The sequence below is a fragment of the Kitasatospora sp. NPDC058162 genome, assembly GCF_042884005.1.
In the GTDB taxonomy this organism is placed as follows: domain Bacteria; phylum Actinomycetota; class Actinomycetes; order Streptomycetales; family Streptomycetaceae; genus Kitasatospora.
Window position 1 is genome coordinate 12,664 of record NZ_JBHVUS010000049.1, and the last position, 25,617, is coordinate 38,280.

At 73.4% G+C, this 25,617-nt stretch carries 23 protein-coding genes; 9 read left to right on the top strand and 14 right to left on the bottom strand.

The genetic code is table 11. From position 1 onward, the window contains the following. Positions 1-4 precede the first annotated feature (4 nt). Positions 5-460, bottom strand: a complete 456-nt coding sequence (locus ACFVXG_RS42275) for a DUF5990 family protein (RefSeq protein ID WP_387935816.1) — start codon at positions 458-460, stop codon at positions 5-7. A gap of 591 nt (positions 461-1,051) precedes the next feature. Here ACFVXG_RS42275 and ACFVXG_RS42280 point away from each other — a divergent pair. Together ACFVXG_RS42280 and ACFVXG_RS42285 are read left to right on the top strand one after the other, a co-directional pair. Continuing rightward, positions 1,052-2,038, top strand: coding sequence for a cytochrome P450 (locus tag ACFVXG_RS42280; protein ID WP_387935817.1), 987 nt, complete (start codon positions 1,052-1,054; stop codon positions 2,036-2,038). 32 nt (positions 2,039-2,070) lie between these two features. Further along, entirely contained in the window at positions 2,071-3,057 is a 987-nt protein-coding gene (locus ACFVXG_RS42285) for a JmjC domain-containing protein (RefSeq protein WP_387935818.1), read from the top strand. A gap of 34 nt (positions 3,058-3,091) precedes the next feature. On the opposite strand, the gene ACFVXG_RS42290 is transcribed toward ACFVXG_RS42285, so the two are convergent. Next, positions 3,092-3,580 (bottom strand): hypothetical protein, encoded by a 489-nt coding sequence (locus tag ACFVXG_RS42290; RefSeq protein ID WP_387935819.1) that lies wholly within the window; start codon positions 3,578-3,580, stop codon positions 3,092-3,094. Between the two features lie 213 nt (positions 3,581-3,793). Here ACFVXG_RS42290 and ACFVXG_RS42295 point away from each other — a divergent pair, with 213 nt between their 5' ends. Beyond that, on the top strand, positions 3,794-4,306 hold the full coding sequence (locus ACFVXG_RS42295; RefSeq protein WP_387935820.1) for a histidine kinase: 513 nt from the start codon (positions 3,794-3,796) through the stop codon (positions 4,304-4,306). A gap of 54 nt (positions 4,307-4,360) precedes the next feature. On the opposite strand, the gene ACFVXG_RS42300 is transcribed toward ACFVXG_RS42295, so the two are convergent. Both ACFVXG_RS42300 and ACFVXG_RS42305 read right to left on the bottom strand, forming a co-directional pair. Continuing rightward, complete coding sequence (locus ACFVXG_RS42300; RefSeq protein WP_387935821.1) at positions 4,361-6,742, bottom strand: FtsX-like permease family protein; 2,382 nt, start codon at positions 6,740-6,742, stop codon at positions 4,361-4,363. Beyond that, positions 6,739-7,470, bottom strand: a complete 732-nt coding sequence (locus tag ACFVXG_RS42305; protein WP_387935822.1) for an ABC transporter ATP-binding protein — start codon at positions 7,468-7,470, stop codon at positions 6,739-6,741. Before ACFVXG_RS42305 ends, ACFVXG_RS42300 begins: the two co-directional genes overlap by 4 nt. A gap of 207 nt (positions 7,471-7,677) precedes the next feature. Between ACFVXG_RS42305 and ACFVXG_RS42310 the strand changes: the two genes are divergently transcribed. Both ACFVXG_RS42310 and ACFVXG_RS42315 read left to right on the top strand, forming a co-directional pair. Continuing rightward, the gene (locus ACFVXG_RS42310) at positions 7,678-8,934 is read left to right on the top strand and encodes a sensor histidine kinase (protein WP_387935823.1); all 1,257 of its coding nucleotides are present in this window, start codon (positions 7,678-7,680) and stop codon (positions 8,932-8,934) included. Beyond that, positions 8,931-9,617 (top strand): response regulator, encoded by a 687-nt coding sequence (locus tag ACFVXG_RS42315; protein WP_387935824.1) that lies wholly within the window; start codon positions 8,931-8,933, stop codon positions 9,615-9,617. Before ACFVXG_RS42310 ends, ACFVXG_RS42315 begins: the two co-directional genes overlap by 4 nt. Positions 9,618-9,676: 59 nt before the next feature. On the opposite strand, the gene katG is transcribed toward ACFVXG_RS42315, so the two are convergent. Continuing rightward, complete coding sequence (gene katG / locus ACFVXG_RS42320) at positions 9,677-11,893, bottom strand: catalase/peroxidase HPI (protein WP_387935825.1); 2,217 nt, start codon at positions 11,891-11,893, stop codon at positions 9,677-9,679. 269 nt (positions 11,894-12,162) lie between these two features. Between katG and ACFVXG_RS42325 the strand changes: the two genes are divergently transcribed. Then, on the top strand, positions 12,163-12,576 hold the full coding sequence (locus tag ACFVXG_RS42325) for a Fur family transcriptional regulator (RefSeq protein WP_387935826.1): 414 nt from the start codon (positions 12,163-12,165) through the stop codon (positions 12,574-12,576). A gap of 16 nt (positions 12,577-12,592) precedes the next feature. Here the strand turns inward: ACFVXG_RS42325 and ACFVXG_RS42330 are convergent, their stop codons facing one another. Continuing rightward, positions 12,593-13,897: a cytochrome P450 gene (locus ACFVXG_RS42330; RefSeq protein WP_387935827.1), complete on the bottom strand. Its 1,305-nt coding sequence runs from the start codon at positions 13,895-13,897 to the stop codon at positions 12,593-12,595. Between the two features lie 160 nt (positions 13,898-14,057). Here ACFVXG_RS42330 and ACFVXG_RS42335 point away from each other — a divergent pair, with 160 nt between their 5' ends. Next, a complete protein-coding gene (locus ACFVXG_RS42335; protein WP_350506445.1) occupies positions 14,058-14,678 on the top strand; it encodes an L-threonylcarbamoyladenylate synthase in 621 nt (206 codons plus the stop codon). Between the two features lie 29 nt (positions 14,679-14,707). Here the strand turns inward: ACFVXG_RS42335 and ACFVXG_RS42340 are convergent, their stop codons facing one another. Both ACFVXG_RS42340 and ACFVXG_RS42345 read right to left on the bottom strand, forming a co-directional pair. Further along, on the bottom strand, positions 14,708-14,965 hold the full coding sequence (locus tag ACFVXG_RS42340; protein ID WP_387935828.1) for a hypothetical protein: 258 nt from the start codon (positions 14,963-14,965) through the stop codon (positions 14,708-14,710). Next, positions 14,962-15,672, bottom strand: a complete 711-nt coding sequence (locus ACFVXG_RS42345) for a hypothetical protein (protein ID WP_387935829.1) — start codon at positions 15,670-15,672, stop codon at positions 14,962-14,964. Before ACFVXG_RS42345 ends, ACFVXG_RS42340 begins: the two co-directional genes overlap by 4 nt. Before the next feature lie 173 nt (positions 15,673-15,845). On the opposite strand from ACFVXG_RS42345, the gene ACFVXG_RS42350 reads away from it, so the two are divergent. After that, positions 15,846-16,508 (top strand): NADPH-dependent F420 reductase, encoded by a 663-nt coding sequence (locus ACFVXG_RS42350; protein WP_387935830.1) that lies wholly within the window; start codon positions 15,846-15,848, stop codon positions 16,506-16,508. Positions 16,509-16,515: 7 nt separating this feature from the next. Here ACFVXG_RS42350 and ACFVXG_RS42355 read toward each other — a convergent pair whose 3' ends face one another. The 5 genes from ACFVXG_RS42355 to ACFVXG_RS42375 are packed head-to-tail and all read right to left on the bottom strand — an operon-like array spanning position 16,516 to position 22,454. Next, positions 16,516-17,562, bottom strand: a complete 1,047-nt coding sequence (locus ACFVXG_RS42355) for a LacI family DNA-binding transcriptional regulator (RefSeq protein ID WP_387935831.1) — start codon at positions 17,560-17,562, stop codon at positions 16,516-16,518. A 29-nt stretch (positions 17,563-17,591) separates the two neighbouring features. Then, positions 17,592-19,316: a glycoside hydrolase family 36 protein gene (locus tag ACFVXG_RS42360; RefSeq protein WP_387935832.1), complete on the bottom strand. Its 1,725-nt coding sequence runs from the start codon at positions 19,314-19,316 to the stop codon at positions 17,592-17,594. A gap of 2 nt (positions 19,317-19,318) precedes the next feature. Next, positions 19,319-20,146, bottom strand: a complete 828-nt coding sequence (locus ACFVXG_RS42365; RefSeq protein WP_387935833.1) for a carbohydrate ABC transporter permease — start codon at positions 20,144-20,146, stop codon at positions 19,319-19,321. Continuing rightward, positions 20,143-21,114, bottom strand: a complete 972-nt coding sequence (locus ACFVXG_RS42370) for a carbohydrate ABC transporter permease (RefSeq protein ID WP_387935834.1) — start codon at positions 21,112-21,114, stop codon at positions 20,143-20,145. The genes ACFVXG_RS42365 and ACFVXG_RS42370 overlap by 4 nt, the downstream gene beginning before the upstream one ends. Further along, positions 21,111-22,454: an extracellular solute-binding protein gene (locus ACFVXG_RS42375; protein WP_387935835.1), complete on the bottom strand. Its 1,344-nt coding sequence runs from the start codon at positions 22,452-22,454 to the stop codon at positions 21,111-21,113. The genes ACFVXG_RS42370 and ACFVXG_RS42375 overlap by 4 nt, the downstream gene beginning before the upstream one ends. Before the next feature lie 324 nt (positions 22,455-22,778). Here ACFVXG_RS42375 and ACFVXG_RS42380 point away from each other — a divergent pair, with 324 nt between their 5' ends. Then, a complete protein-coding gene (locus ACFVXG_RS42380) occupies positions 22,779-24,884 on the top strand; it encodes an alpha-galactosidase (RefSeq protein WP_387935836.1) in 2,106 nt (701 codons plus the stop codon). A gap of 76 nt (positions 24,885-24,960) precedes the next feature. On the opposite strand, the gene ACFVXG_RS42385 is transcribed toward ACFVXG_RS42380, so the two are convergent. Beyond that, on the bottom strand, positions 24,961-25,554 hold the full coding sequence (locus tag ACFVXG_RS42385) for an isochorismatase family protein (RefSeq protein ID WP_387935837.1): 594 nt from the start codon (positions 25,552-25,554) through the stop codon (positions 24,961-24,963). Positions 25,555-25,617 lie beyond the last annotated feature (63 nt).

A 25,617-nucleotide genomic window follows, 5' to 3' on the forward strand; every position in this document is an offset into this window, starting at 1 on the left:
GTGCTCAGGCCGTCGCCGACCAGGTGACCAGGGGCGGGCGGACGGCGGCGCACAGCGGGTGGCCCTTGGCGTCGGTGAGGCCCAGGCGGGCCACCAGGAGGCCGGTGTCCAGCGCCTCCGCCAGGACGTCCTCGTCCACCGCGGTCAGCAGCAGCTTCGCCCGGCGGAACAGCGACCAGGCGTCGCCGTCCCTGGTCACCCAGTTCAGGTAGACGAAGCGCCCGCCCGGCCCGCCCTGGACGTACCGGCCGGTGATGTCCGCCCCGCCGTCCGGCAGCCGCTTCGCCGCGCACTCCAGCGACCACCGCGCCCGCGCCGCGTCACCGGGGTGCGGATCCAGCAACTCGGCCGGGCGGCCCCGGCGTTGGACGGCGACGTGGATGTCCCGGTACCCCGGGAAGCCCGGCCCGCCCCCGCACTCGCGCCCGGGCAGGTCGACGGCCTCGATCCTCAGCTCCATACCGCCATGGTCCCCCACGGCGGGCCGTGCCGGGCACCGTGCCAGGCACCGCGTCGGGCACCCGTCCTGGCACACCTCTGAACACCGGGAATAACGGGAATAACGGGACCGAAAGCCCCCCACCGGAAGAGGTTATAACGATTCGCCATTCGAATTGACTGCAACGCTTCGTAGAAATCGAACTCCAGTCGTCGAAGGGGTATCAGGAACCCCTCGCTTCGGTTAAGGTCCTGAGTCAGTTGAAGCCGTCCGGCCTTCCGGACCGGAGAGCCGGATTTCACCGACCGTGCGGCTACACCAATTCGTCGCACCCGTATTCCCGGAAAGGGGACAGCCATGAAGATGATCAAGGCGATCGTGAAGAAGTTCAAGCGTGACGAGGACCTCGCCAACCACGCGTGGATCCTGCACGTCATCTGATGCACCACGGCCGGTGGGGCGGCGACGATACCGCCCCCCACCGGCGCCGCATTTCATCGCTATTCCCACGGAGGCGGGATCCTCGTGCAAGAAACGACGCCGGACACGGTCCGCGGACATTCCGTCGTCTATGCCCCACGAATTCAGGACCTCCTGTCCCGGGACACCAAAGTGTTCCGGGCCGACGCCACCACGGTCGGCGTGTCCGACGCCCACCTGATGGCCGAAATCGTCGCGGCCCGCCCGGTGCGCCAGACGGAGCGCTCCGTCTACAAGCCCGCCGGCGGCGCGGACATCCCCCACGACAGCGCGACCCGGACGATCCGCGCCCTGGGGCAGGACGTCACGGCGGGCATCCGGAAGCCGCCGCCCCCCGCCCGCGGGCTGGCCGGCGCCTGGCCCTACGCCCCCACCTCCTACCTGCGCCGGTGGCTGTTCGGCTCCGACCCCCTGCCGGTCTCACTGCTGGCCAAGCGCGGCATCACCCGCTCCGACACCCTCTCCCGGCTGGTCGACCGGGCCGTCACCGCCTGGCCCGGGTCCGGGACCGGGTCCGCCCGGCCCGAGTCCGACAGCGCGGACGGAACCACCGCGCTGGCCGGACTGATCCGCGGCGCCGAGAACCCGCTGGAGCGCAAGCAGGCCGTCGCCATGTACCGGCGGGCCTCCGCCACCCTCTGCGACGGCGTCGCCGCCCTGGCCGGCAACGCCCTCTGGCTCCTGCGGGCGGCGCCCGAACCGCGCGAGGAGCTCACCGCCGTCCTGTGGGAGACCCTGCGCCTGCTGCCGCCCGCGTGGATGCTCTACCGCAACGGCGGGGACGCCTACGCCGGGCTCCACCCGGAGATCCGCGCCGAGGGCAACATCGCGCTCCTCCCCCTGCTGATGCACCGCCACCCGGAGCACTGGTCCGACCCGCTGGAGTTCCGGCCGGAGCGGTGGACCGGGGTCGCCGACCCGGAGAAGACCCCCGGGTTCATGCCGTTCGGCTTCGACGGCGCCCGCTGCTGGGCCAAGCACCTGGTCGTCCCGCTCGCCGAACGCCTGCTCACCGTCGCCCTCGAGCACGGCCTCACCATCCGCAGCCCCCGGCAGGACGCGCCCGTCCCGCTGCGCTCCCTGCTCGCCGTACGGTTCGAGGCCGCCGTCGGCACCTGAACACCCCTTACCCCCACAGCACTGGACACCCCATGGAATCGCCCACGCTCGCCGACTGGGTCGGCGACCTCGACGGCTTCGCCGACCGCCGGTGGCAGCGCGAGCCCGCCGTCTTCACCCCCGACCGGCCCGCCGCACCGTTCGACCTCGACTCACTCGACGCCGCCTTCGACGCCGGGCTGCTGCGCACCCCGTACCTGGAGATGGTCCGCGCCGACAAGGTGACCATCCCGGCCGAGGCCTTCACCACCTCCCGCACCGTCAACGGCACCGCCCACCACGGCTACGCCGACCGCGCCAAGGTGCTGGCCCTGCTGCGCACCGGGGCGACGCTACTGCTGCGCTGCGTCGACCAGTGGCACGGCCCGACCGGCGAGCTGGTCGCCCGGCTGTCCGAGGAACTCGACCGCCGGATCGAGGCCTTCTTCTTCCTCACCCCTGCGGGCGGCCAGGGCCTCGCGGTGCACCGCGACGACGCCGACGTGTTCGTCCTCCAGGTCGCCGGACGCAAGACCTGGTACGTCCACGACGCGCCGGCCGCCGCCGAGTGGTCGCTGGGCGAACTCCCCGACGACGAGCACTCGGCCCAGCGCCTGCACACCGTCCTCGGACCCGGCGACGTGCTCTACGTCCCGCGCGCCTTCGCCCACCGCGCGGTGGGCGCCGACGGGCTCTCCGGCCACCTGTCGCTGACGGTCCGCGACCTCTCCGTCCCCGACCTGCGGACCGCCCTGGAGCAACTGCTCTCCGAGGGGCTGGAGTTGCCGACCCGACCGCTGGGCGAGCCCGCGATCGCCGCGGCCTGCGCCACCCTGCTCGACCACGCCCGGGCCCGGCTCGACGGCATCACCCCGGAGGAGCTGCTGCGCGCCGCCCGGGCGGGCCGGGCGAAGCCGCCGGCGCCCGCAGGTCCGGACACCTTCGCGGGGACGGCCCGGGCCTGGGCGGACACGACCGCGACGGGATCCGTCGGCCGCACCTGGCGCCGGCTGCGGGCCGTGGCCAGGACCGGGCGCTGACCGTACGGGCCCCGCGAGGTCGCGGCGCGGACGGTCAGCCGACCGGTGGGAAGACCACGTGGTCCTCGAGCCGGACCACGAAGCGCCAGCACTCCTCGACCTTCGAGCTCGTCGGCAGGACGTCGATCCTCAGCTCGTGCTCCAGGGTGATCCGCAGGTCGCCCTCCGGCGCCCGCTCCACCGACAGCACCCGGGGCGACTCCCGGCCCAGGAACTCCCGGAGCGCGTCGGCGCCGGTGTCGTAGGCGAGGCGGTCACCGCCTCCGGCCGGCACCAGGTCGTCGGAGCCGAGGTAGACCTCCCCGCACTGGACGATCCGGAACGGGCACCCGGCGTGCACGGCGAACCGGCTGCCCGTCGACTCCTCCCCGTCGTCGCCCAGCGGCCAGGAGACCGTCTCGCCGAAGTCGACGACGCCCATACCGCCGAACCGGTAGACGTCCACCCACACTTCGCCGACCAGGCGTTGCAGCAGCCGGTCCTCGTCCGTCGCGTCCACTTCGGGTTCCCCGTTGCTCAGCATGTCGTCATCGTCCCCGCATCCGGCCGTCCCGTCGCCCGAATTCCGGGCCGACGTTCCCTTTCCACCGTTCCGTTCGCACCGTTCCGTTCACGCCGTTCCGTTTCCGCTCTCAGTCACCGGGAGGTCCCCGGTGTTCGGGGCGGTTCCTGTGGCAGGGCCCCGGGCCGGGCGTGACGATGGAGGCCCGAGCCGCCCCTGCCCGATCGGAGTGCGATGAGCGAGCAGCACAACGTGGTCCTGCTGACCTTCCCCGATGCCACCGCCTGGCGCCCCGCCTTCGAGGCGGCGCAGCACCTGCCGGGGCTGCGGTACGCGGCGGCGATGGAGCGCAGTGCCGACGGCCTGCTGGAGATCAAGGACACCTTCACCCGGGGCGCCGGGGTGGCCACGGTCGGGTCGGGGGTGCTGGGCGGGCTGGTGGGGCTGCTCGGCGGGCCCGTGGGGGTGCTGCTGGGCTTCGCGGCGGGGGCGGCGATCGGCAACGCGGCCGAGGAGCACGCGGCCTCGGAGGGCGGCGCCGCGTTGATCGTGCTGTCGCCCCGGGTGCCGGACGGCGGGGCGCTGGTGGCCGTGGAGCTGCGGGAGTCCTCGCCCGGGCCGGCGGACGGGCTGGCCGCCGAGCACGGGGCGACGGTCGAGCGGATCGACGCGCACGCCTTCACCGAGCAGGTCCGGGCGGCGGAGAAGAAGGCCGAGGAGGACCGGGCTGCGGACGAGGAGTCCTGAGGCCCGGCCCTCCGGTACTGCTCCCGGTGTTGCTCCGGCGGTGCTCCTGGTGGGTCACTCCGCCCGCAGTGCCTCCACCGTCCGCGCCCGCGCCGCCCGGACGGCGGGCAGCAGGGCGCCGAGCAGGGCGATCAGCACCCCGCCGAGGCCGAGCAGGACCAGCGCGGGCGTGCCGAAGACGTCCAGGGCGGCGGCCGGGAAGTTCAGCCCGGCGCTGTGGCCCATCGCGGGCACCGTCAGGCGGTGCAGCAGCAGCCCGGCCGGCAGGCCGATCGCGCCGCCGACCGCCCCGACCAGCAGCACCGAGGCCAGCACCACGCCCACGGTCTGCGCCGGGGTCATCCCGAGGGCCTTGGTGACGCCCAGGTCGCGGGTGCGCTCGCGGATCTCCAGGACGACGGTGTTGAACACCCCGAGCCCGGCGACCATGACCAGCAGCACGGTCAGGGTGACGGTGATCGAGTCGAGCGCGGCGATCGAGTCGCTGGAGCTGTGCGGCCCGCCGGCCTCGGCGGTCATGTGCGCGGGGGCGAGCGCGGCGCCGAGGGCGGTGGCGTAGGCGGCGCGGTCGGTGCCGGGCTTGAGCGTGACGAACCAGAAGTCGGGCCTGGGGGCCGTCCCGGACGGGAAGGTGGCGGCGTCCGTGATCAGCTCGTTGGTCTGCATGTGCGGGTCGAAGACCTCGCCGACGAGCCGGACGGTGACGGACCGGCCGTGGGACGCGAAGGTCACCTGGTCGCCGAGCTTCACCGAGGCCTCGGTCAGGAAGGTCGCGGGGGCGACCGCCTCGCCGGGGCCCTGGTACCAGCGGCCGGAGACCATCTTGTAGCCGGCCGCCGTCGCGTCGCCGTCGAAGGCGGTGACGGTGGTGCTGCCGGCCACGCCGGGGACGGTGACGTCCTCGGCGCCGTTGCCGAACCAGCCGGCCGTGCCCGGCTGGGCGGTCAGGGCGGCGATGACGACGGACCGGTCGGCGGCGACGGGCATCGCGGCCGCCCTCGAACCCGGCACCGCGTCCGACCGCTGGGGGTGCACGACGACGTCCGCGTGGTCGTGGTTCTTCGCCTCCTGCACCCAGTTCATCGTGCCGCCCATGCCGACCGCGAAGGCCGCCGCCGCCGTGCCGAACAGCACGGCCGCGAGCATCCCGGCCGCCCGGGCCGGGCGGGCGAAGGGCTGGGCCAGGCCCAGGCTCAGCGGCCGGGGCAGCGGCAGCCGGGCGGCCAGCGCGGTGGCCCGGCGGGCGAGGGCGTCGCGCCGGGTGGTGCCGGCCGTCCGGCCGACGGCCAGCGCGTCGACGGTGCGCAGCCGTCCGGCGCGGGCGGCGGCCGCCCAGGCGACCAGGGCGACGGCGGCCAGCGTGCCGCCGGCCACCGCGACGTCCACCCAGGGGGCTACCCCGGAGGCGTCGGTGCCGTAGAGGTTCCCGGCGGTGGCGAGCACCGGGACGGTCAGCAGGTTGCCGGCCACCACCCCCAGCAGGGTGCCGAGGGTGGCCGGGACCATCGCCTGGGCGACGTAGGCGCGCATCACCTGGGCGGGCGTGCAGCCGATCGCCTTGAGCACGCCGATCCGCCGGGTGGCGCTGCCGACCGCGCCGGCCACCACGTTGCCCGCGACCAGCACCGACATCGCCATGCCGAGCAGGCCGAAGGCGACCATGAAGGGCAGGAACAGGGCGGTGTTGCGGTCCGAGCCCTGCTTGGCGCTGAGCCAGGACTGGGCGCCGGTGAGCGCCCCGGCGGGGGCGGCGGAGGCGACGGCGGCCCGGTCGGCGGCCATCGCGTCGGCGGTGGTGGCATCGGCGAAGCGGTAGAGCATCTCGTAGCCGGGCGTGCTGCCGGGGGCGGTGATCGCCGGGATGGCGTCGGGGGTGACCCAGGCGTCGGCGGTGCGGCTGACGGAGCGGGCGAGGCCGACGACGGTCAGCGAGGGTGCGCCCGGCAGGCCGGGCAGGCGCAGCGTCCCGCCGATCGGCACGCCCGGGTTGCCGTACCCGGCGGAGATCACCACCTCGCCCGGCTTGGTCGGCCAACTCCCTTCCATCATGGTGACGTTGTCGACCCCGGCGGTGGCCGAGGCGCGGCCGGCTACGGTCATCGGCGACATCGTCAGGCCCGCCGGGGCGGTCGAGCCGACGCCCGGCTCGGGGTCGACGGTGACGGTGCGGAAGGGGCCGGCGGCGGCCGTCACCCCGGTGGCGTGCGCGGTGGCGGCGAGTCGGTCGGCGCTCGCCCGGGTGCCGTCGAAGGTGACGGTGAGGTGGGCACCGTGCTGGCCGTCGAAGGCCTGGTCGAAGGGGGCCTGGGAGGCGACCAGCAGCGAACCGCCGAGCACGGAGCAGGTGGTGGCCACCAGGGCGGACAGCCCGATGGCGACCGACTGGGTCCGGCGGCGGCGCACCCCGGCGCGGACGACTCTTCCGAGCGCGGTCATGCCGCCGCCTCCGCTGACGAGTTGGCCGAGTCCGACGAGGTCGACGAATCCGCCGAGTCCGACTCGATCCGGCCGTCCCGCATCCGGACCGTGCGGGTGGCGCAGTCCTCGGCGAGGGTCAGGTCGTGGGTGACGAGCAGGATGGTCTGACCGTCCTGGTGCAGCTCCCGGAACAGCTCCTTGACGTCCTCGCCGGAGGCCGAGTCCAGCGCGCCGGTCGGCTCGTCGGCCAGCAGCAGCGCCGGATTGTTCATCAACGCCCGTGCCACCGCCACGCGTTGGCGCTCACCACCGGAGAGCCGGCCCGGGTGGGCGCGGGCGTGCCGGTCGATGCCGAGCGACTCCAGCAGTTCGGTGGCCCGCCGCCGGGCCTCGGCGCGCGGGACGCCGGCCAACTCGCCGGCCAGCACCACGTTGTCGGCCACCGTCAGGTCGTCCAGCAGGTTGAAGAACTGGAACACCATCCCGATCGTGGCGCGCCGGTACCTGGCCGAGCCGGACTCGGTCAGCCGGTCGACCCGGACCCCGGCCACCGTGACCGTACCGGTGCTCGGCCGGTCCAGCCCGGCGACCAGGTTCAGCAGGGTGGACTTCCCGCTGCCGGACGGGCCGAGCAGCGCCACCGACTCGCCCTCGCGCACCCTCAGCGTCACCCCGTCCAGGGCCGCCCGGGCACCCTCGTAGTGGCGGCTCACACCGCTCAGTTCGATCACCGGATCGCTGCTCATTTCCCCGCTCCTCGCCGTTCCGCCGCTGGTGACGAGGACGAAGGTACGGAGGGACGGCACACCGCCACGTCCGCCGCCCGCCGCAACTTCCGTACCGCGTCCGGCGTACGGCCGCCGGTGTCATCCTTGCGAGGTAGTCGCCCGGTGTAGCGACTGCCGCCGCTCGCGGGGCTGTCCCGGGCGGCGGCCGACCGCCACAATGTCCCGGTGATCAACCACCCCACGGTGCGACGCCTGCTGGACGGCGGCGCCGATGACGACGCGCCACCCCCGCCCCGGCCCACCCGGCGCGGCCAGGCCTTCGACCTGGCCCTCGCCCTGTTCCTGGTCTCCGTCTGCGCCCGCTACGCCACCGTCGCGGCCCACAACCACGGCCAGTACGGTCCGGACCGGCACGGATCGTCCTGGAACGGGATGCTGCTGCTGGTCCCCTTCGTCCCGCTGCCGCTGGTGCTGCGCCGACGCCACCCGCTGGCAGTGCTGTGGACGGTGCTGCCGGCCGCGCTGCTGGTGCGGGAGCAGCACGAGGACATCGCGTTCTGGGTGGGCGTGGTGGTGATCGTCGCCGCCTACAGCGCGGCCGCGTACGGGCGCCGCCCGAGGGCCGTGCTGCTCAGCCTGGCAGCCGCCGCCGTGGCGCTCGTGGTGCTCTTCAACGACGCCCTGCTACCGGAGTTCGACAACTGGGTGATGGCCGTGCTCGTCCTGGTGCCGGTGCTCGCGGTCGCCTACGAACTGCGGATGTGGCGGCGCCGGGTGGAGGAGGGCCGGGAGCGGATGTCCGCCCTGGAGCGGGAGCAGCTGGCCGCGCTCGACCGCGCGGTGGAGCTCGAACGAGCGCGCATCGCCCGGGAGTTGCACGACGTGGTCACCCACAACGTGAGCATGATGACGATCCAGGCCGGGGCCGCCCGCAAGATCCTGGACACCGCCCCGGACAAGGCCCGCGAGGCGATGGCCGCGGTCGAGGCCGGCGGGCGCGCGGCGATGACCGAACTGCGGCAGGTGATGGGCCTGTTGACCATCGACTCGGAGACCGGCGGCGATCCCGCGACCGACGCCGACCTCAGCCCGCAGCCCGGCCTCGGCCGGCTCGACGCCCTGGTCGAGGGTGTGCGCCGGGCCGGACTGCCGGTGGAGCTGACCGTGCGCGGGGAGCGCCGGCCCGTCCCGCCCGGGGTCGAGCTCGCCGCCTACCGGGTCGTCCAGGAGGCGCTCACCAACACCGTCAAGCACGCGGGCGGCGCGAACGCCGCGGTGACCGTCGAGTACGCCCCCGACCACCTGAGGGTGGACGTCACCGACACCGGCGGCCGCCCCACCGGCGCCGCCGCCACCGGCAACGGACGCGGCCTGCTGGGCCTGCGCGAACGCCTCGCCGTCTACGGCGGCACCCTGCAGACCGGCCCCCGGCCGCGCGGCGGCTACCGCGTCACGGCCTCGATACCCCTGGAGAGTCGATGAACGAGCAAGCGATCCGCGTGGTGGTCGCCGACGACCAGGCCCTGGTCCGGATCGGCTTCCGGTTGATCCTGGAGTCCGAGGGGATCGAGGTGGTCGCCGAGGCCGAGGACGGCGAGCAGGCCGTCGCCGCCGTGCGCCGGAACAGACCGGACGTGGTGCTGATGGACATCCGGATGCCCGGCCTGGACGGCCTGGAGGCCACCCGGCGGATCCTCGCCGACCGCGCCGCCGACGCGCCCCGGATCATCATGCTGACCACCTTCGACCTGGACCACTACGTCTACGCCGCGATGGCCGCCGGGGCCAGCGGCTTCCTGCTCAAGGACGTCACCCCGGAGCACCTGGCCGCCGCCGTCCGACTGGTCCGCACCGGGGACGCGCTGCTCGCCCCCGCGATCACCCGCCGCCTGGTCGAGCGCTTCGCCCGCCCCGCCGCCCCGGAGGCGGCCGCCCCGCACCGCGAACTGGCCACCCTCACCCCGCGCGAGCTGGAGGTGATGGGGCTGCTCGCCCGGGGCCTCAGCAACGCCGAGCTGGCCGTCCGGCTGCAGCTCTCCGAGGCCACGGTGAAGACCCATGTGGCCCGGATCCTGGGCAAGTTGGGGCTGCGGGACCGGGCCCAGGTGGTGGTCGCGGCGTACGAGACCGGGCTGGTCAGCGTGGGGGCGGCAGGAGCGCCCTGACCACGCACGGGAGCCCGGGGGTGCATCCCCGGGCTCCCGTTCTGTCACTCGCTACCGCGTCACACCAGGTCGAAGCGGTCCGCGTTCATGACCTTGACCCAGGCCGCGACGAAGTCCTCCACGAACTTCTCCTTGGCGTCGTCGGCCGCGTACACCTCGGCGACGGCGCGCAGTTCGGAGTTCGAGCCGAAGACCAGGTCGGCGCGGGTGCCGGTCCACTTGACCGCCCCGGAGGCGTCCCGGGCCTCGAAGGCGTGGGCGTCCTCCGAGGTGGAGGACCAACTCGTGCCCAGGTCCAGCAGGTTGACGAAGAAGTCGTTCGTCAGCACGCCCGGGGTCTCGGTCAGCACACCGTGCGCGGACTGCTGGTGGTTGGCGCCCAGCACGCGCAGGCCGCCCACCAGCACGGTGAGTTCAGGCGCGCTCAGGCCCAGCAGGTTGGCCTTGTCGAGCAGCAGGAACTCGGCCGGCAGCCGGTTGCCCTTGCCGACCCAGTTGCGGAAGCCGTCCGCCTTGGGCTCCAGCGCGGCGAAGGACTCGGTGTCGGTCAGCTCCTGCGGGGCGTCCACCCGGCCGGCCGCGAACGGCACCTCGACGGCCAGCCCGGCCGCCTTGGCCGCCTGCTCGACGCCGACGCCGCCGGCCAGCACCACCAGGTCGGCCAGCGAGACCTGCTTGTCGCCGGCCTGGGCGTTGAAGTCCCGCTGCACGCCCTCCAGCGCCCGCAGCACCGCGGCCAGCCGGTCCGGCTCGTTGACCTCCCAGCCGGCCTGCGGCTGCAGCCGGATCCGGCCGCCGTTGGCGCCGCCGCGCTTGTCGCTGCCGCGGAACGAGGAGGCCGCCGCCCAGGCGGTGGAGACCAGCTCGGAGACCGACAGCCCGGTCCCGGCGATCCGCCGCTTGAGGTCGGCGACGTCCGCCGCGCCGATCTGCTGGTACGAGGCGGCCGGCAGCGGGTCCTGCCAGAGCAGGTGCTCGCTCGGGACCTCCGGGCCGAGGTAGCGCACGACCGGACCCATGTCACGGTGGGTGAGCTTGTACCAGGCGCGGGCGAAGACGTCGGCGAACTCCGCCGGGTTCTCCAGGAAGCGGCGGGAGATCGGCTCGTACACCGGGTCGAAGCGCAGCGACAGGTCGGTGGTGAGCATGATCGGGGTGTGCCGCTTGGCCGGGTCGTGGGCGTCCGGCACGGTGCCCTCGCCGGCGCCGTCCTTCGGCTTCCACTGGTTGGCGCCGGCCGGGCTCTCGGTGAGCTCCCACTCGTAGCCGAACAGCGTCTCGAAGAAGCTGTTGTCCCAGGTGATCGGGGTGGCCGTCCAGATGCCCTCGAGGCCGCTGGTGATGGCGTCGCCGCCGACGCCGGTGCCGTAGCCGCTCTTCCAGCCGAGGCCCTGCTGCTCCATCGGCGCGTCCTCCGGGTCCGGGCCGACGTGGTCCGCCGGGCCGGCGCCGTGGGTCTTGCCGAAGGTGTGGCCGCCGGCGATCAGCGCGACGGTCTCCTCGTCGTTCATCGCCATCCGATAGAAGGTCTCGCGGATGTCGCGGGCGGCGGCGATCGGGTCCGGGTTGCCGTTGGGGCCCTCGGGGTTGACGTAGATCAGGCCCATCTGGACGGCGGCCAGCGGGCTCTCCAGCTCGCGGTCGCCGGTGTAGCGCTCGTCGCCGAGCCAGGTGGTCTCCGGGCCCCAGTAGACGTCCTCGTCCGGCTCCCACTCGTCGACCCGGCCGCCGCCGAAGCCGAAGGTCTCGAAGCCCATGCCCTCCAGGGCGACGTTGCCGGTCAGGACGATCAGGTCGGCCCAGGACAGGCTGCGCCCGTACTTCTTCTTCACCGGCCAGAGCAGGCGGCGGGCCTTGTCCAGGCTCGCGTTGTCCGGCCAGCTGTTCAGCGGGGCGAACCGCTGCTGGCCGCCGCCCGCGCCGCCGCGGCCGTCGCTGATCCGGTAGGTGCCGGCGCTGTGCCAGGCCATCCGGATCATGAAGGGGCCGTAGTAGCCGAAGTCGGCCGGCCACCAGTCCTGCGAGGTGGTGAGCACCTCCTGGATGTCCCGCTTCACGGCGGCGAGGTCCAGGGCGCTGAACGCCGCGGCGTAGTCGAAGTCCGCGCCGAGCGGGTTGGCGACGGCGGGGTTCTTGGCGAGGATCTTCAGGTTCAGCCGCTCCGGCCACCACTGGCGGTTGCCGCCGCCCTGGGTGGGGTGGAGCGCGCGCCCGTGGTTGACCGGGCAGCCGCCCGCACTCGCCTCTACACCGGTTGCATCGTGGTTCTCAGACATGGGAATCCTTCCGTACAAGGCGGATCACGGTGTCTATCTGCTACCTGCGGCACCTACTGCTACTGCCTGCTCCTCCTGCATCAGCGCTGGTCGCGTGTGCAGGGAGTGCACTACTGCTGCTACCCAGGCTAGCGCCGGAGCCGATCCTACGATGGACGGAATCCAAGTCAAGAAAGACACCAAGCCCGAACCGGATCGGGATCCGGAGCCCCACGGATCCGCATTGGTAAACTCCGGTCTTCCCCCATGACCTGAATAGGTGAACCGTTATGAGTGACCTGCTGGAGCGCCTGCGCGAGCGCGGCTGGCGCCTCACCTCCCAGCGGCGTGTCGTGGCCGAGGTCCTGGACGGCGAGCACGTGCACCTGACCGCCGACGAGGTGCACGCCCGCGCGGCCGAGCGCCTCCCGGAGATCTCCCGCGCGACGGTCTACAACACCCTCGGCGAACTGGTCACCCTCGGTGAGGTCATCGAGGTGTCCACGGACGGGCGCGCCAAGCGCTACGACCCCAACGCCCACCACCCGCACCAGCACCTGGTCTGCACCGGCTGCGGCGCCATCCGCGACGTCCACCCCCTCGGCAACCCGCTCGCCGACCTTCCGGCCGACCAGCGGTTCGGCTTCGCCGTCTCGGGCGCCGAGGTCACCTACCGGGGGCTCTGCCCGGCCTGCGCGGGCTGATCACCTCCCTGCCCCCCTACGCCCCCCAGCGGACCGGCAGGCTCTTCAGGCCGTTCTGGAAGTTGGACTCCAGGCGCTGCGGCGGCCGGTCCGGGTCGAGTTCCAGGCCCGGGAGGCGGTCCAGCAGGTGGCGCAGCGCGGAGCGCAGCTGCAGCCGGGCGAGCTGGGCGCCGACGCAGAAGTGCGGACCGTAGCCGAAGCTGACGTGGTCGTTCGGGGTGCGGGAGACGTCGAAGCGCTCCGGCTCCGGGAACACGGCCCCGTCGCGGTTCGCCGAGGCGTGGTACACCACCACCTTGTCGCCCCGGCGGACCGGCTGCCCGGCGATCCGGGTGTCGCGGGTCGCGGTGCGGCGGAAGTGCACCACCGGCGGCCAGCAGCGGAGCATCTCCTCCACCGCCGAGGAGGTCAACTCCGGCCGCTCGCACAGGAGTCGGTACTGGTCCGGATGGCCGAGCAGGGTCAGCAGGCCGCCCGGCAAGCCGTTGCGCACGGTCTCGTTCCCGGCGACGGCGAAGAGGAAGAACATCGTCTCGAACTCCTCGGCCGTCAGGCCCGCCCGGAGCGTGCGGGCCAGCAGGCCGTCGGGGGCGGGCCGGCGGGCCAGGGCGTGGGCATAGGCGAACATGTCGGCCAGCGCGGCCCGGGAACGCGGGTTCACCGGACGGCCGTCCGGGGTGGTCCGGGCCGTCGGACGGTGGGCGAGGGCGGCGCGGCCGAGGTCGGTCAGCGCGGCCGGGTCGACCGTGCGCGCATCGGCGTAGTCGGCGTCCTGGTAGCCGATCACCCGGTTCGCCCAGTCGAGCAGCAGCCCCCGGTCCCGCTCCGGCACGCCCATCACCCGGGCCAGCGTCCACACCGGCAGGTCCGCCGCCACCGTCGTGAAGTCGGCGGCCCCGGCGGGCCGTACGGCCTCCACCAGCTCCCGCGCCCGCTCGTCCACCGCCGCCGCCAACTCGGCCAGGGCGCGCGGGGAGAACGCCGCGGCGACGATCCGGCGCAGCCGGGCGTGGTCCGGCGGGTCCTGGTTGAGCATCATCGTGCGGACGAAGGCCAGGTCGGCCGGGGTGTCCGGATCCCGGATCTGGGTCGCCCCGAGGTGCGAGGAGAACAGCTCCGGGCTGCGCAGCACGTGCTTCACGTCCGCGTGCCGCAGTACCGCCCAGTAGCCGGACCCGGCCGGCCAGTCCCCCACGGCCGGCTCCTCCACCCAGCAGACCGGTGCCTCGGCCCGCAGCTCGCGGAACAGCCCGTACGGCACACCGTCCGCGTACGTCCCGGGCAGGAAGATCCGGTTCACCCGTGCCTGGTCCAGTGCCATGGTGACCGACCGTACGCCGGGCCCCGGTGAACCGCCAGAAGTCCGGCGGCGGTTCATCGGTGGTTCGTTGGTGGTTCGGTGGCGGATCTCCGGTGGTTCGCGGAAGTCCGGAACGTCGCGGTTGCGGCGATCACCGGCCCGGATCCCTTAAGGTCGGCCAATGGCGAAGTACTTCGACGTGCACCCCGAGTCCCCCCAGCCCCGCACCATCAGCACCGTGGCCGACAGCCTCCGCTCCGGAGCCCTCATCGCGTACCCCACCGACTCCTGTTTCGCCCTCGGCTGCCGCCTGGACAACCGCGACGGCCTCGAGCGGATCCGGTCGATCCGACGCCTCGACGACCGCCACCACTTCACCCTGATGTGCGAGGACTTCGCGCAGCTGGGGCAGTTCGTCCAGCTCGACAACAACGTCTTCCGGGCCGTCAAGGCCGCGACGCCGGGCAGTTACACCTTCATCCTCCCCGCCACCAAGGAGGTCCCGCGCCGGCTGATGCACCCCAAGAAGAAGACCGTGGGGGTCCGGATCCCCGACCACGCCGTCACCCGGGCGCTGCTCGCCGAGCTCGGCGAGCCCCTCCTCTCCAGCACCCTGATCCTCCCCGGCGAGGACGAACCGATGACCCAGGGCTGGGAGATCAAGGAACGCCTCGACCACGTGCTGGACGCCGTGGTGGACTCCGGCGACTGCGGCACCGAACCGACCACCGTCATCGACTTCTCCGACGGCGAGGCGGAGATCGTCCGCCGGGGGGCCGGCGACCCCGCGCGCTTCGAGTGATTCGAGTTGAGCGGTCGGCGGCCCCGGGCTCAGCGGTGGCGGAGGTCCACCAATGAGCCCAGGAGGCCGCCGAGCGCCACGGCGCCGATGACCGCCGTGTCCCAGGGCTGACCGGCCGCCACCCCCGAGGCCACCACCAGGGCGATGACGGCCATCGCCGTCCCGCGGGCCGGCCGTGATCGCGGAAGTAGGTTCAGGGGCTTGCCGTTTCGGCGCCGTCGCGCCAGGTTGATGACGAGCAGGAGTGGTGCGACTGCGAGCAGGGGCGGCACCATGTCGTGGGTCATGTCGCCAGGATGCCATGGACGGTGAAGAGTTGATCGAGTTGGGTGGGGTCATCGATCCGCAAGACGGCCGCCTCGACGGCGAGTTGGAGGTCGGCGCCGCGCAGCCACTGCGCGAAGGCCCGGCACGGGGCTCCCTGCTCGTCCCAAAAGGGGTCCCGCGGTTCGAGGCGGCCGCCGAGGGCGAACTCGTACAGGCGCTCGACGGCTACCGGGGTCGCGAACCGGGCCCATTCTGCTAGCCGGTCGCCGGTGCCGTCCGGGTCCGCGGCCGCCAGGGCGCAGAGGACGGCTTCGGCGTCCCACCACTCCTCGGCGTTGTGCAGGACGTCCGACCAGAGGGCGTCGAGGAGTCGGCGGAGGTACGGGGCCTCCGGCCAGTCCTGCCAGCTGGCTTGGGCGAGCTTGATGCCGACCAGCTCCAGGTCGGGCCAGGTGAGTTCGCTCGTCAGGACGAGCTGGAGGATCCGCGGCGTGAAGTAGCGCAGGTCGGCGGGCGAGCCGACGGTGTTCAGCGCGGAGGCGGCGTAGTGCCCCAGCTCGTCGGGGCCGAGCTGCTCGCGGGGCGTGCGCAGGAGGGCGTCCAGCTCAGCCGGGGACGTGCAGCACGGGCAGGCGTCGATGCCGGTGGGACGGGCGGCGGTTGAGAAGGCGGCGGGGAGGCCGTCGAGGAGGGCCCGCAGGTCGGGGACGGTGGAGGGGTTGTTCATGGGCTCCATCCTCATGGCGGGCGGCCGGGCGGAACCAGACCCGCGTCAACCGTGGGTTCCGCAGGACCACCCGATCGTGGCGGACGGAGGGGAACAGATGCGCTGACGGCGTGGTTGGGGCAGGGCGACGGGCCAGTGACGGGCCGGTACGGCACTCGTGAAGGGGCGTTCCCATGAAGATCGGCATCATCGGCGCGGGCAACATCGGCGGCAACCTGACACGGCGCCTGAGGGCGCTGGGGCACGAGGTCTCGGTGGCGAACTCGCGCGGGCCGGAGTCCTTGAAGGCCCTGGTCGAGGAGACGGGCGCGCAGGCGGTGCCGGCCACCGAGGCGGCGAAGGGCGCGCAGGTCGTGGTGGTGACGGTGCCGCTGAAGAACGTGCCGGACCTGCCCGCGGGGCTGTTCGACGGCGCCGCCGAGGGGCTCGCGGTGATCGACACCGGCAACTACTACCCCAAGGAGCGCGACGGCCGGATCGACGCGATCGAGGACGGCGGGCTGACGGAGAGCCGCTGGACGGAGCAGCACCTGGGCCACCCGGTGGTGAAGGTCTTCAACGGCACCTACGCGCAGGACCTGTTGGAGCGGCCGCTCCCGGCGGGCGACCCGGAGCGGCTGGCCGTGCCGATCGCGTCGGACGACGCGGCGGCGAAGGCGGTCGTGCGGGCGCTGGTCGACGAGTTGGGCTTCGACACCGTGGACGCGGGCGGCATCGACGACTCCTGGCGGCAGCAGCCGGCCACGCCGGTGTACGGGCTGCGGGCCGGGGTCGAGGCGGTCACCCGGGCGCTCGCCGAGGCGTCCCCCGAGCGACCGGAGGCGCACCGGGCGTAACGCAACCTCACTCCGGTCGGCCCGAGCTGCCCCGCACCACCAGCTGCGCGGCCAGTTCCAGCCCCGCGGCGGGCACCGCCGCCCCGCGCACCTGGTCGAGCAGCCGCCCGACCAGCGCGGTGGCGATCGCCCGCAGCGGCAGCCGGATCGAGGTGAGCGCGGGGCGGAGCTGCCGGCCGAGCGGGGTGTCGTGGAAGCCGGTGACCGACACGCCGCCCGGGCCGACGGTGAGCCCTTCCGCCCGCACCGCCTGGTACACGTCCAGGGCGAGCAGGTCGCTGCCGGCCACGACGGCGGTCGGGCGGTCGGGCCCGCGCAGCAGGGTCCGTACGGCCGCCGGGTCCGGGCCGTCCAAGCGGTCCAAGCCGTCCGCGGTGACGGCGGACAGCCCCAGGCGGCGGGTCTCGGCGAGGAAGCCCGCCCGGCGCGCCGCCATCCAGGGCAGGTCCTCGGCGGCCCCGAGGTAGCCGATCCGGCGGTGGCCGAGGGTCGCGAGGTGGCGCACGGCCGCGGCCGTCGCCGCGTCGTTGGCGACGTCCACCCAGTGCTGCGGCTGCCCGGGCCCGGTCCGGCCGAAGGCGGCGAACGGGATGCCGAGCCGGGCGACGTGGCCGATCCGGGCGTCCTCGGGCAGGACGTCCGCCAGGACCAGCCCGTCGACCTGCCGGGCCGCCACCATTTCGTCGATGGCGGCCACCGGATCGGCCGCGGGCGGGACGGGCCGGAACAGCAGCACCCGCTGCCCCTCGGCCCCGGCCGCGTCGACCAGCGCCTCCAGGAAACCGGCCATCAGCGGGTTGGGGTCGTAGGGGTCGTCGGCCGGGGCGAGGTAGCCGAGGGTGCGGCGGGCGCCGCTGCGCAGCGAGCGGGCCGACTGGTCGGGCTGGTAGCCGAGTTCGCGGATCGCCGCAGTCACCCGCTCCAGCGTCTCCCGGCGGAGCAGTTGCGGGGCGTTGAGCGCGTTGGAGACGGTCTGCCGGGACACCCCGGCCGCGCGGGCCACCTCCTCGATGGTGGTGGCGCCACCACGCGGCCGGTGTGCTCCCTCGGGCATGCGGTCCTCCAGCGGTGATCGGGCGCGGGTCAGGCGCGGCGCAGGGTCAGCAGTCCGCCGCGCGGCACCGGGATCGGCTCGGCTCGCTCCAGCTCGACCTCGCCGCGCCGTACGGTACGCCCCCGGGCGTCCTGCACGGTGGCGACGGCCGTCCCGCTGCCGCCGACCAGCCGGACGTCCGGGTCGGCGTCGGCGTTGGCCACCAGCAGGGTCCGCCACCCCGCCCCCGAGGCGTCCACCGGCAGCGCGGCGTAGCGGGCCACCGCGACCGTCTCCGCGCCCAGCGCCGTGACCACGGGGTACCCGAGGTCCGGGCGGGCCGGGCGCAGTTCGCCGCGTTGCAGGGTGTCGAGGTGCGTGCGGAAGACGCCGAGCCAGAAGGCCAACGCCTCCCGCTGCCCGGTGCTCAACGCGGCGAGGTCGACGGAGATCTGCGGGACGGCGAACAGCACGTCGATCAGGTGGCAGGCGATCTGCTCGGGCGGCTCGGCCGGGTGCCACATCAGCATGTCGGAGTGGACCGGGACGGGGCCGGCGGCGAGCCGCAGGTCGACGGTCCGCTGCCGGTTCTCCTGCCCGCCGAGCGGGCAGTCGGTGGCGCGGATCATGGTGACGTACGGCCACAGGCCGGGGCTGACGTACGGCTGGCGGTACTCGACCATCGCCTCGGGCTGGGCGGCGGTGACCCGCCGGCGGATGGCGGCGAGCAGGCGTTCCACGCCCTCGTCCAGGTCCGCGCAGTCCGCCTCCGGGCCGGCCGCCGGGGGGTCGGCGTGGGCGAAGCGGTCGACGAAGTCGACCTTGAGGCCGTCCATGCCCCACTCCTCGACGGCGCGGGCGAGCCGGTCGGTGAGGAAGTCGCGGACCTCGGGGTAGCGCGGGTCGGCCACGATCGCGCCGAGCTTCGGCTCGTCGGCGAGGGCGTGGCGGCCGAGCTTGCGGTGGGCGGCGCTGTCCTTGCCGATGAACGGCAGCGCGTACCAGAGCAGGTAGCGCACGCCCAGGTCGTGCACCCGGCGGACGTGCTCGGCGGTGTCGGGCAGCGAGACGGGCTCCCAGTCGCCGCAGTGGGCGTAGCCGCGGGTGCGGTCGGCGGTCATCCAGCCGTCGTCGACGATGATCACGTCCAGGCCGAGTTCCTTGCCGAGCGCGGCCTGGGTCTCGATGCGCTCGGGCGTGACGTCCTGGTGCATCGCGTACCAGGTGGAGTAGGCGGGCAGCCGGGCGGCCTCGGGGATGTCGACGGTGTAGCCGCTCCCCCACCAGGCGGTCAGGTCGGCCAGGCAGCGGGCGAAGTGCCGGCCGGAGGTGTCGATCCGTACGGTGAGCCGGCCCTCGGCCTGGGCCCAGAAGCGGAACTCGCCGGTCTCCTCGACCACTCCGGCGCCGGCCAGCACGTCGGGGCGTTCGGCGGCGAAGGCGCAGAGCGCGACGTCCCCGGTGCCGACCAGCGCGGCGATCGGCGCTCCGGCGGCGAGGCGGGTGCGGCGCGGGGCGCTCCAGGCGGCGGGCAGCCAGCCGGTGCCGCGCGGTTCGGGGGTCCACAGGGCGGTGGCGTCCACGCAGGGGACCCGCCACTCGATCCGCACCTCCCCGGGGCCCTCGGTGCTGACCTCGACCACACCGTCGGCGAGCGTCCGGACGCTCGCCGTGCCGTTCGCCCGCAGGGCCGGGCCCTCGGCCCCGAGCGGGCGCAGGCCGCCGGCGCCGGCGGGGGCGTGCGGTTCCCAGATGTCGTCCACGGTCTCGGACATGCTCAGCCTTTCGTGGCGCCGGCCAGCAGGCCGGAGATGAACTGCCGCTGGAGGATCAGGAAGAGGACCATCATCGGCAGGGTGGACAGCGCGGTGCCGGAGAGGATCGCGCCGTAGTCGGAGCTGTTCTGGTTGCCGTGCAGGGTCGCCAGCGCGACTGGCAGGGTGTGCATCTCGGGGCTGCGCAGGGCGATCAGCGGCCAGACGAACTGGTTCCAGGAGCCCAGGAAGAGGAAGATCGCGAGGGCGGCGAGCACCGGTCGCATGACCGGCACCACGACGCTCCACAGCACCCTGAGCTCACCGGCGCCGTCGACCCTCGCGGCGTCCAGGAGTTCGTCGGGCAGGGCGGCGAGCGACTGGCGCATCAGGAAGATCGCGAAGGGGACGCACAGGCCGGGGAGGATGAGCGCCTGGTAGGAGTCGAGCAGCCCGAGGTCGGTCATCATGGTGAACAGCGGTACCAGCATGACCTGTTCGGGGACGACGAGGGTGGAGAGCAGCAGCCCGAACAGCAGGGTGCGGCCGCGGAAGCGGAACTTGGCGAAGGCGTAGCCGGCGAGCAGGGCGACGACCAGCGCGCCGGCCGTCTGGACCCCGGCCACCAGCAGGGAGTTGCCGAGCACCCGGAGCAGGCCGATCCTGCGGTCCAGCCGGTCGAGGTTGTCGCCGAGGCTGCCGCCCGGCAGCAGGCTCGGCGGCCAGTCGAAGATCTCGTCGTCCTTGCGGGTGGTGGCCGTCAGCAGCCAGTAGAACGGTCCGACGGACAGGCCGGTGACGGCGGCGAGCGCGAAGGTCAGCGGCCAGCCGCGCAGTCGGGGGATCCTCATCGGTCGCGCTCTCCCATCAGGCGCATCTGGACCGCGCCGAGCACCGACACCAGCAGGGTGAGCGCGTAGGCGATGGCGGAGGCGTAGCCGAAGTCGAAGTACCGGAAGCCGTTCTGGTAGAGGTACATCGAGACGGTCAGGGTGGCGTTGTCCGGCCCACCGCCGGTCAACACGTAGGGCTCGTCGAAGAGTTGGAGCGTGCCGATGGTGGACAGCACGACCGTGAACAGCAGCACCGGGCGCAGCGCGGGCACCGTGATCGCGGTGAAGCGGCGGACCGGCCCGGCGCCGTCGACCATCGCGGCCTCGTACAGCTCCCGGGGGATGCCCTGGAGTCCGGCCAGGTAGATGACCGCGTTGTAGCCGGTGTAGTGCCAGGTGAGCACCAGGACGACGGCCATCCGGGCCCAGAACGGCTGCCCGAGCCAGTCGACGGCGGGCAGGCCGACCGTCTCCAGCAGCCGGTTGACGGCGCCGTTGCCGGCGTCGAGCAGGAAGGAGAAGATCACCCCGGTGGCGACCAGGCCGGTGACGGCGGGCATGAAGACGCCGAGCCGCCACACCGCCCGCCAGCGCACCAGGGTGGAGTTGATGCCGACGGCCATCAGCAGGGCCAGCCCGAGCATCAGCGGGACCTGCACGACGAGGATCTCGGCGGTGTTGCGCAGCGCCGTCCAGAACAGTGGATCGTCCAGCAGGCGGCGGTAGTTGGCGAGCCCCGCGTTGTGGCGGGCGGCGCCGGCGCCGGTGGTGAAGGAGAGCAGCAGGGAGTCGACGACGGGGTAGGCCTTGAACACGCCGAAGGTGATCAGGGCGGGGGCGAGCAGCAGGTACGGCAGGGCGGTGCGGCGCAGGCGCGCGCTGCGGCGGCTCGGTGCGGCGGGGCGTTTCGCCGACTGCCGCGCGGGCTGTTCCAAGGCGGCGCGGGACGGGCCGGCGGCGGTGGACGAGGGGGTGGCGGCGGTCATGCGATGGTGCGTCCGGTCTGCTGGGCGAGTTGCTTGGCGGCGTCCTGGAGGACGGCGGCCGGGTCGCCGTCCTTGAGGAAGACCTTGGTCTGGGCGTCGCCGGCGAGCTTGAGGGCGCGGGCGTAGTCGCCGGAGTAGTTGGTGGGGTCACCGCCGGTGGTGGCGAGGTCGGCGAAGGTCCGCAGGACGGGCTGCCCGCCGTAGTAGGCGCTGGGCGCGGAGTACAGCGGGTCGGCGTAGGCCGGGACGAGGGCGGGGAAGACGCCGCCGGCGGCGAACATGGCGTTGACGGAGGCCGGCCGGGTGAGCGCGTACTCGACGAACTTCCAGGCGGCCCGGCGGCGCGGGCTGGAGGCGGCGACGGCCAGGTGGGTGGAGTTGACCAGGGCGGTGCGGTTGCCTCCGGCGGTGACGGCCGGGGGCTTGGCGAGGCGCCAACTGCCGCTCTGGTCGCCGAACTTGGCTTCCAGGTAGTGCGCGGCCCAGGCGGGCATCGGGGCGATGGCGAGCTTGCCGGCCTTCATCAGGTTCGCCCAGCCGTGGTCGCCGGGGGCGTCGGCGACCAGTCCGGCCCGGTCCAGCCGCTGCAGGGTGGTCAGGGCGCGGACGCCGGGCTCGGTGCCGAGGGTGATCCGGCCCTGGAGGTCGAAGTAGAAGGCGCCCTGGAGTTGCATCAGGGACTGCACGAAGTCGAGGTCGGGGTCGGGGTTGGCGGCCTTGTTGATGCCGATCAGGGACATCCCGGGGTTGGCGGCCTTGAACCGGTCGGCGACGGCGATCAGGTCGTCCCAGGTGGCGAAGGCGGTGGGGTCGAGGCCGGCCTTGTCGAAGCAGTCCTTGCGGTAGAAGAAGCCGAGCGGGTTGACCTCCCAGGGCAGCGCGTAGGCGTGGCCGTCCTGGCCGGTGACGACGGGCCACAGGCCCTTGGCGAACTTGTCCTTGTGGGCGTCGGCGCCGTACGCGGAGAGGTCGGCGAGGCCGCCGGGGAACTTCTCCCGGTAGCCGGGCAGGTAGTCGCAGCCGATGTGGAGGACGTCGCCGAGGCCCTGGCCGCCGGCCGCGAGACCGACGGTGATCTTGTCCCAGATGGCCGGGTTGCCGATGTCCTGGACGTCGACCTTGATCCCCGGATTGTCCTTCTCGAAGGCCGGCACGACCCCGCGCAGGGCGGCGGCGGCCGTGGCCCAGGACCAGACGGTGACGGTGCCGGTCTCGGCGTCCCCGCCCGAGCCGCCGCCCGAGCCGGAGCCGCCGCAGGCCGTAAAGGCGCCGCCGGCGGCGAGGGCCAGCAGGCCGGCTCCGGAGGAGCGGAGCAGGTCGCGACGGGAAAGGTGTGACATTGCATCCCTCTCGATGGGCGGCGGGGGCAGGGAAGGAGGGGGTGGGGCGGCCGCTCGACCGGCCTGGCGATTTGAACGTTCAAAAGCGCAGAACAGACCACAACCCAACAGGTTCGAACGAGCGGGACACAGCAAACGCCCGCGCTCCCCGTGCCGTCAAGACCCCCGGAGCAGGCAGCACAAGGGGAAACCGAATCCTGTCAGGTGCGTTGACTTCTGTTCGGTTCAGTGCAATATCATGTGGCACTCTCGCTGCGACCGGCGCCCCTCCCCCAGCCACCGCCCGCCGCTCGCACGCCACCCCCACCCTCTTGGAGTCCCCCCATGCCCGCTCCCGCCCGCCGACGCCTGGCCGGCGCCCTGGTCACGATGGCCCTGGCCGCCTCCGGCCTCGGCGCCCTGACCCTCGGCGCCGCCACCCCGGCCGCCGCCCTGAACAACGGCAACGCCCTCACCCCGCCCATGGGCTGGAACTCCTGGAACTCGCTCGGCCCCCAGGTCGACGAGCAACAGGTCAAGCAGACCATCGACTTCATGGCGGCCAACGGCCTGGTGCAGGCCGGCTACAACACCGTCACCATCGACGACGGCTGGTCGCTGCGCCACCGCGACGGCCAGAGCACGGACTTCGTGAAGAACTCCACCTGGGGGATGCAGCTCTACGACGCCAACGGCAACCCGGTCGCCGGCAGCGACGGCGGCGGCAACGACCCCACCAGCGGCCACCTGGCGCCCGACCCCAACCAGTTCCCCCCGCAGACCGTCAACGGCCGGACCCTGAACGGCATCCAGTACCTGGCCCAGTACGCCCACAGCAAGGGCATCAAGTTCGGCCTGTACGCCACCGACACCTACACCACCTGCCAGGGCCACCCCGGCAGCCTGGGCCACGAGAGCACCGACGCCGCCGACTTCGTCGCCTGGGGCGTCGACTTCGTCAAGTACGACGACTGCCCCTACGGCCCCACCATCTACGGCCCCGACGGCTACGCCTACTACCCGCAGGGCGAGGGCAAGGAGCTCACCCGGTCCGTCTACGCCCGCACCCAGACCTTCCAGCGCGCCCTCGACGCGGCCACCGCCGCCACGGGCAAGCCCAAGGTCATCCTGAGCCTGTCCGCCCAGCCCGCCCACACCGGCATCCCCTACCTGTTGAGCGCCGACGACCCGGCCCGCACCGACCCGCTGATCCAGGCGGCCGGCACCCCCGCGCACCAGGCCCCCGGCTACGCCCCCACCGGCGTCTGGTGCGGCCAGGTCGCCAACATGTGCCGGATCGGCGGCGACCGCGACAGCGAGCTGAACGGCGTGCTCTACGACCAGCAGCTCGGCACTGCGCTCAAGTACGCGAGCACCGTCCAGCCCGGCGGCTGGCACGACATGGACATGCTGTTCACCGGCTGGCAGGACGTCAACGGGCTCTGGGGCACCACCGACAACTCCCCCGGCAACAAGCCGTTCACCGACGACGAGTCCCGCACCGAGATGTCCGTCCTCACCATGATGGCCGCCCCGCTGATCTCCGGCGCCGACCTGCGCAACGCGGCCGACGCCCAGCACAGCGCCAACGGGTACACCTGGTCCACCGGCATCAACTCCTCGGCGCTGGCGGTCCTGAAGAACCCCGACATGATCGCCATCGACCAGGACGCCCTCGCCAAGCCCGCCACCCTGGTCGGCAACCCGCCCGCCACCTCCACCGCCCCGGTCGTCCTCAAGCGCACCCTGGCCAACGGCGACCTCGCCGTCGCCCTGGTCAACCAGGACCCGGGCAACTGGGCCATGCCGAGCGTCACGCTCGGCCAACTCGGCCTGACCGGCTCGAGCTACGCGTACAAGGAGATCTGGAGCGGCGCCACCGGCACCACCACGGGCACCCTCGGCGGCAGCTGGATCCCGGCGCACGGCACCGCGCTCTACCGGATCAGCGTCGGCGGGGGCACCTCGACCGGTGGCAACGGCGGTAACGGCGGCACCCAGGCGGGCATCGTCGGCGACGGCAAGTACCACAGCCTCACGGCCGGCGGCACCGGCGGCCTGGCACTGGAGGTGCAGGGCACCTGCAGCGCCAACCCGGGCGCCAACGCCGACGTCAACGCCTACGACCCGACCCACACCTCCGAGCAGTGGCTGTTCACCGCGAACCCCGACGGCACCGTCCGGATCAGCGACGCCTGCGGCACCGGCACCCAGTCGCACACCGTGCTCGCCGCCGGCGGCGGAACCGGCAGCGCCTACCTGCTCAACCCCACCGCGAACAACCCCTGGCAGGAGTGGAAGGTCACCCAGAACGGCGCCGGGGCCCTCACCATCACCAACGTCGGCAACGGCCTGACCCTGGACGCGCCCAGCGGCACGCCCGGCGCGACGGTCCTCACCGACCCGGCCAACTCCTCGGCGGCGGGCCAGTCCTGGACCGTCACCTCCTGACCCGCCCCACGCCCCAAGGGCCGGAGCGACGGGCACTCCCGGCGCTCCGGCCCCGTCGTTCGCGCGGGTGGGGCGTTCAGCCCTGGACCACCGGGGCGCCGGTGAGGTGCACGCCGGCGCTGCGCAGTTCGGTGAGGGCGGCGTCGGTGGTGTCCGCGGCGACGCCGGCCGTGTAATCGAGCAGGACGCGGGCGTCGAAGCCGGCCCGGCGGGCGTCCAGGGCGGTGGCCTTGACGCAGTGGTCGGTGGCGATGCCGACGACGTCGACGGCGTCCACGCCCCGGTCGTGCAGCCAGTCGGCGAGCGGAGTGCCGTCGGCGGTGAAACCCTCGAAACCGCTCTTGGAGGCGGAGCGGGCGCCCTTGTAGAAGACCTCGTCGACCGCGCCGCCCTCGACGGCCGGCAGGAAGTCGGGGTGGAACTCGCCGCCCTCGGTGCCGACCACGCAGTGCACCGGGAAGGAGTCGCGGTAGTCGGGATGCTCGGAGAAGTGGCCGCCCGGATCGACGTGATGGTCGCGGGTGGCGACCACCCGGGACCAGCCCTCCCGCTCCGGCCCCTGGAGCAGTGCGGCGATCGCCCGGGCCCGGTCGGCACCGCCGCCGACCGGGACACTTCCGCCCTCGCAGAAGTCCTTCTGCACATCCACCACGATCAGCGCGCGCGTCATCGAACGGCCTTTCCTCACCAGGTTCTTACGGATTCGCGGCCCAGCTTGGCGGGTCGACCGGCC

Coding starts and splice junctions, on each gene's coding strand:
- ACFVXG_RS42275 (WP_387935816.1), bottom strand. CDS start 460: ATGGAGCTGAGGATCGAGGCCGTCGACCTGCCCGGGCGCGAGTGCGGG.
- ACFVXG_RS42285 (WP_387935818.1), top strand. CDS start 2,071: ATGGAATCGCCCACGCTCGCCGACTGGGTCGGCGACCTCGACGGCTTC.
- ACFVXG_RS42290 (WP_387935819.1), bottom strand. CDS start 3,580: ATGCTGAGCAACGGGGAACCCGAAGTGGACGCGACGGACGAGGACCGG.
- ACFVXG_RS42295 (WP_387935820.1), top strand. CDS start 3,794: ATGAGCGAGCAGCACAACGTGGTCCTGCTGACCTTCCCCGATGCCACC.
- ACFVXG_RS42300 (WP_387935821.1), bottom strand. CDS start 6,742: ATGACCGCGCTCGGAAGAGTCGTCCGCGCCGGGGTGCGCCGCCGCCGG.
- ACFVXG_RS42305 (WP_387935822.1), bottom strand. CDS start 7,470: ATGAGCAGCGATCCGGTGATCGAACTGAGCGGTGTGAGCCGCCACTAC.
- ACFVXG_RS42315 (WP_387935824.1), top strand. CDS start 8,931: ATGAACGAGCAAGCGATCCGCGTGGTGGTCGCCGACGACCAGGCCCTG.
- katG (WP_387935825.1), bottom strand. CDS start 11,893: ATGTCTGAGAACCACGATGCAACCGGTGTAGAGGCGAGTGCGGGCGGC.
- ACFVXG_RS42325 (WP_387935826.1), top strand. CDS start 12,163: ATGAGTGACCTGCTGGAGCGCCTGCGCGAGCGCGGCTGGCGCCTCACC.
- ACFVXG_RS42330 (WP_387935827.1), bottom strand. CDS start 13,897: ATGGCACTGGACCAGGCACGGGTGAACCGGATCTTCCTGCCCGGGACG.
- ACFVXG_RS42335 (WP_350506445.1), top strand. CDS start 14,058: ATGGCGAAGTACTTCGACGTGCACCCCGAGTCCCCCCAGCCCCGCACC.
- ACFVXG_RS42340 (WP_387935828.1), bottom strand. CDS start 14,965: ATGACCCACGACATGGTGCCGCCCCTGCTCGCAGTCGCACCACTCCTG.
- ACFVXG_RS42345 (WP_387935829.1), bottom strand. CDS start 15,672: ATGAACAACCCCTCCACCGTCCCCGACCTGCGGGCCCTCCTCGACGGC.
- ACFVXG_RS42350 (WP_387935830.1), top strand. CDS start 15,846: ATGAAGATCGGCATCATCGGCGCGGGCAACATCGGCGGCAACCTGACA.
- ACFVXG_RS42355 (WP_387935831.1), bottom strand. CDS start 17,562: ATGCCCGAGGGAGCACACCGGCCGCGTGGTGGCGCCACCACCATCGAG.
- ACFVXG_RS42360 (WP_387935832.1), bottom strand. CDS start 19,316: ATGTCCGAGACCGTGGACGACATCTGGGAACCGCACGCCCCCGCCGGC.
- ACFVXG_RS42365 (WP_387935833.1), bottom strand. CDS start 20,146: ATGAGGATCCCCCGACTGCGCGGCTGGCCGCTGACCTTCGCGCTCGCC.
- ACFVXG_RS42370 (WP_387935834.1), bottom strand. CDS start 21,114: ATGACCGCCGCCACCCCCTCGTCCACCGCCGCCGGCCCGTCCCGCGCC.
- ACFVXG_RS42375 (WP_387935835.1), bottom strand. CDS start 22,454: ATGTCACACCTTTCCCGTCGCGACCTGCTCCGCTCCTCCGGAGCCGGC.
- ACFVXG_RS42380 (WP_387935836.1), top strand. CDS start 22,779: ATGCCCGCTCCCGCCCGCCGACGCCTGGCCGGCGCCCTGGTCACGATG.
- ACFVXG_RS42385 (WP_387935837.1), bottom strand. CDS start 25,554: ATGACGCGCGCGCTGATCGTGGTGGATGTGCAGAAGGACTTCTGCGAG.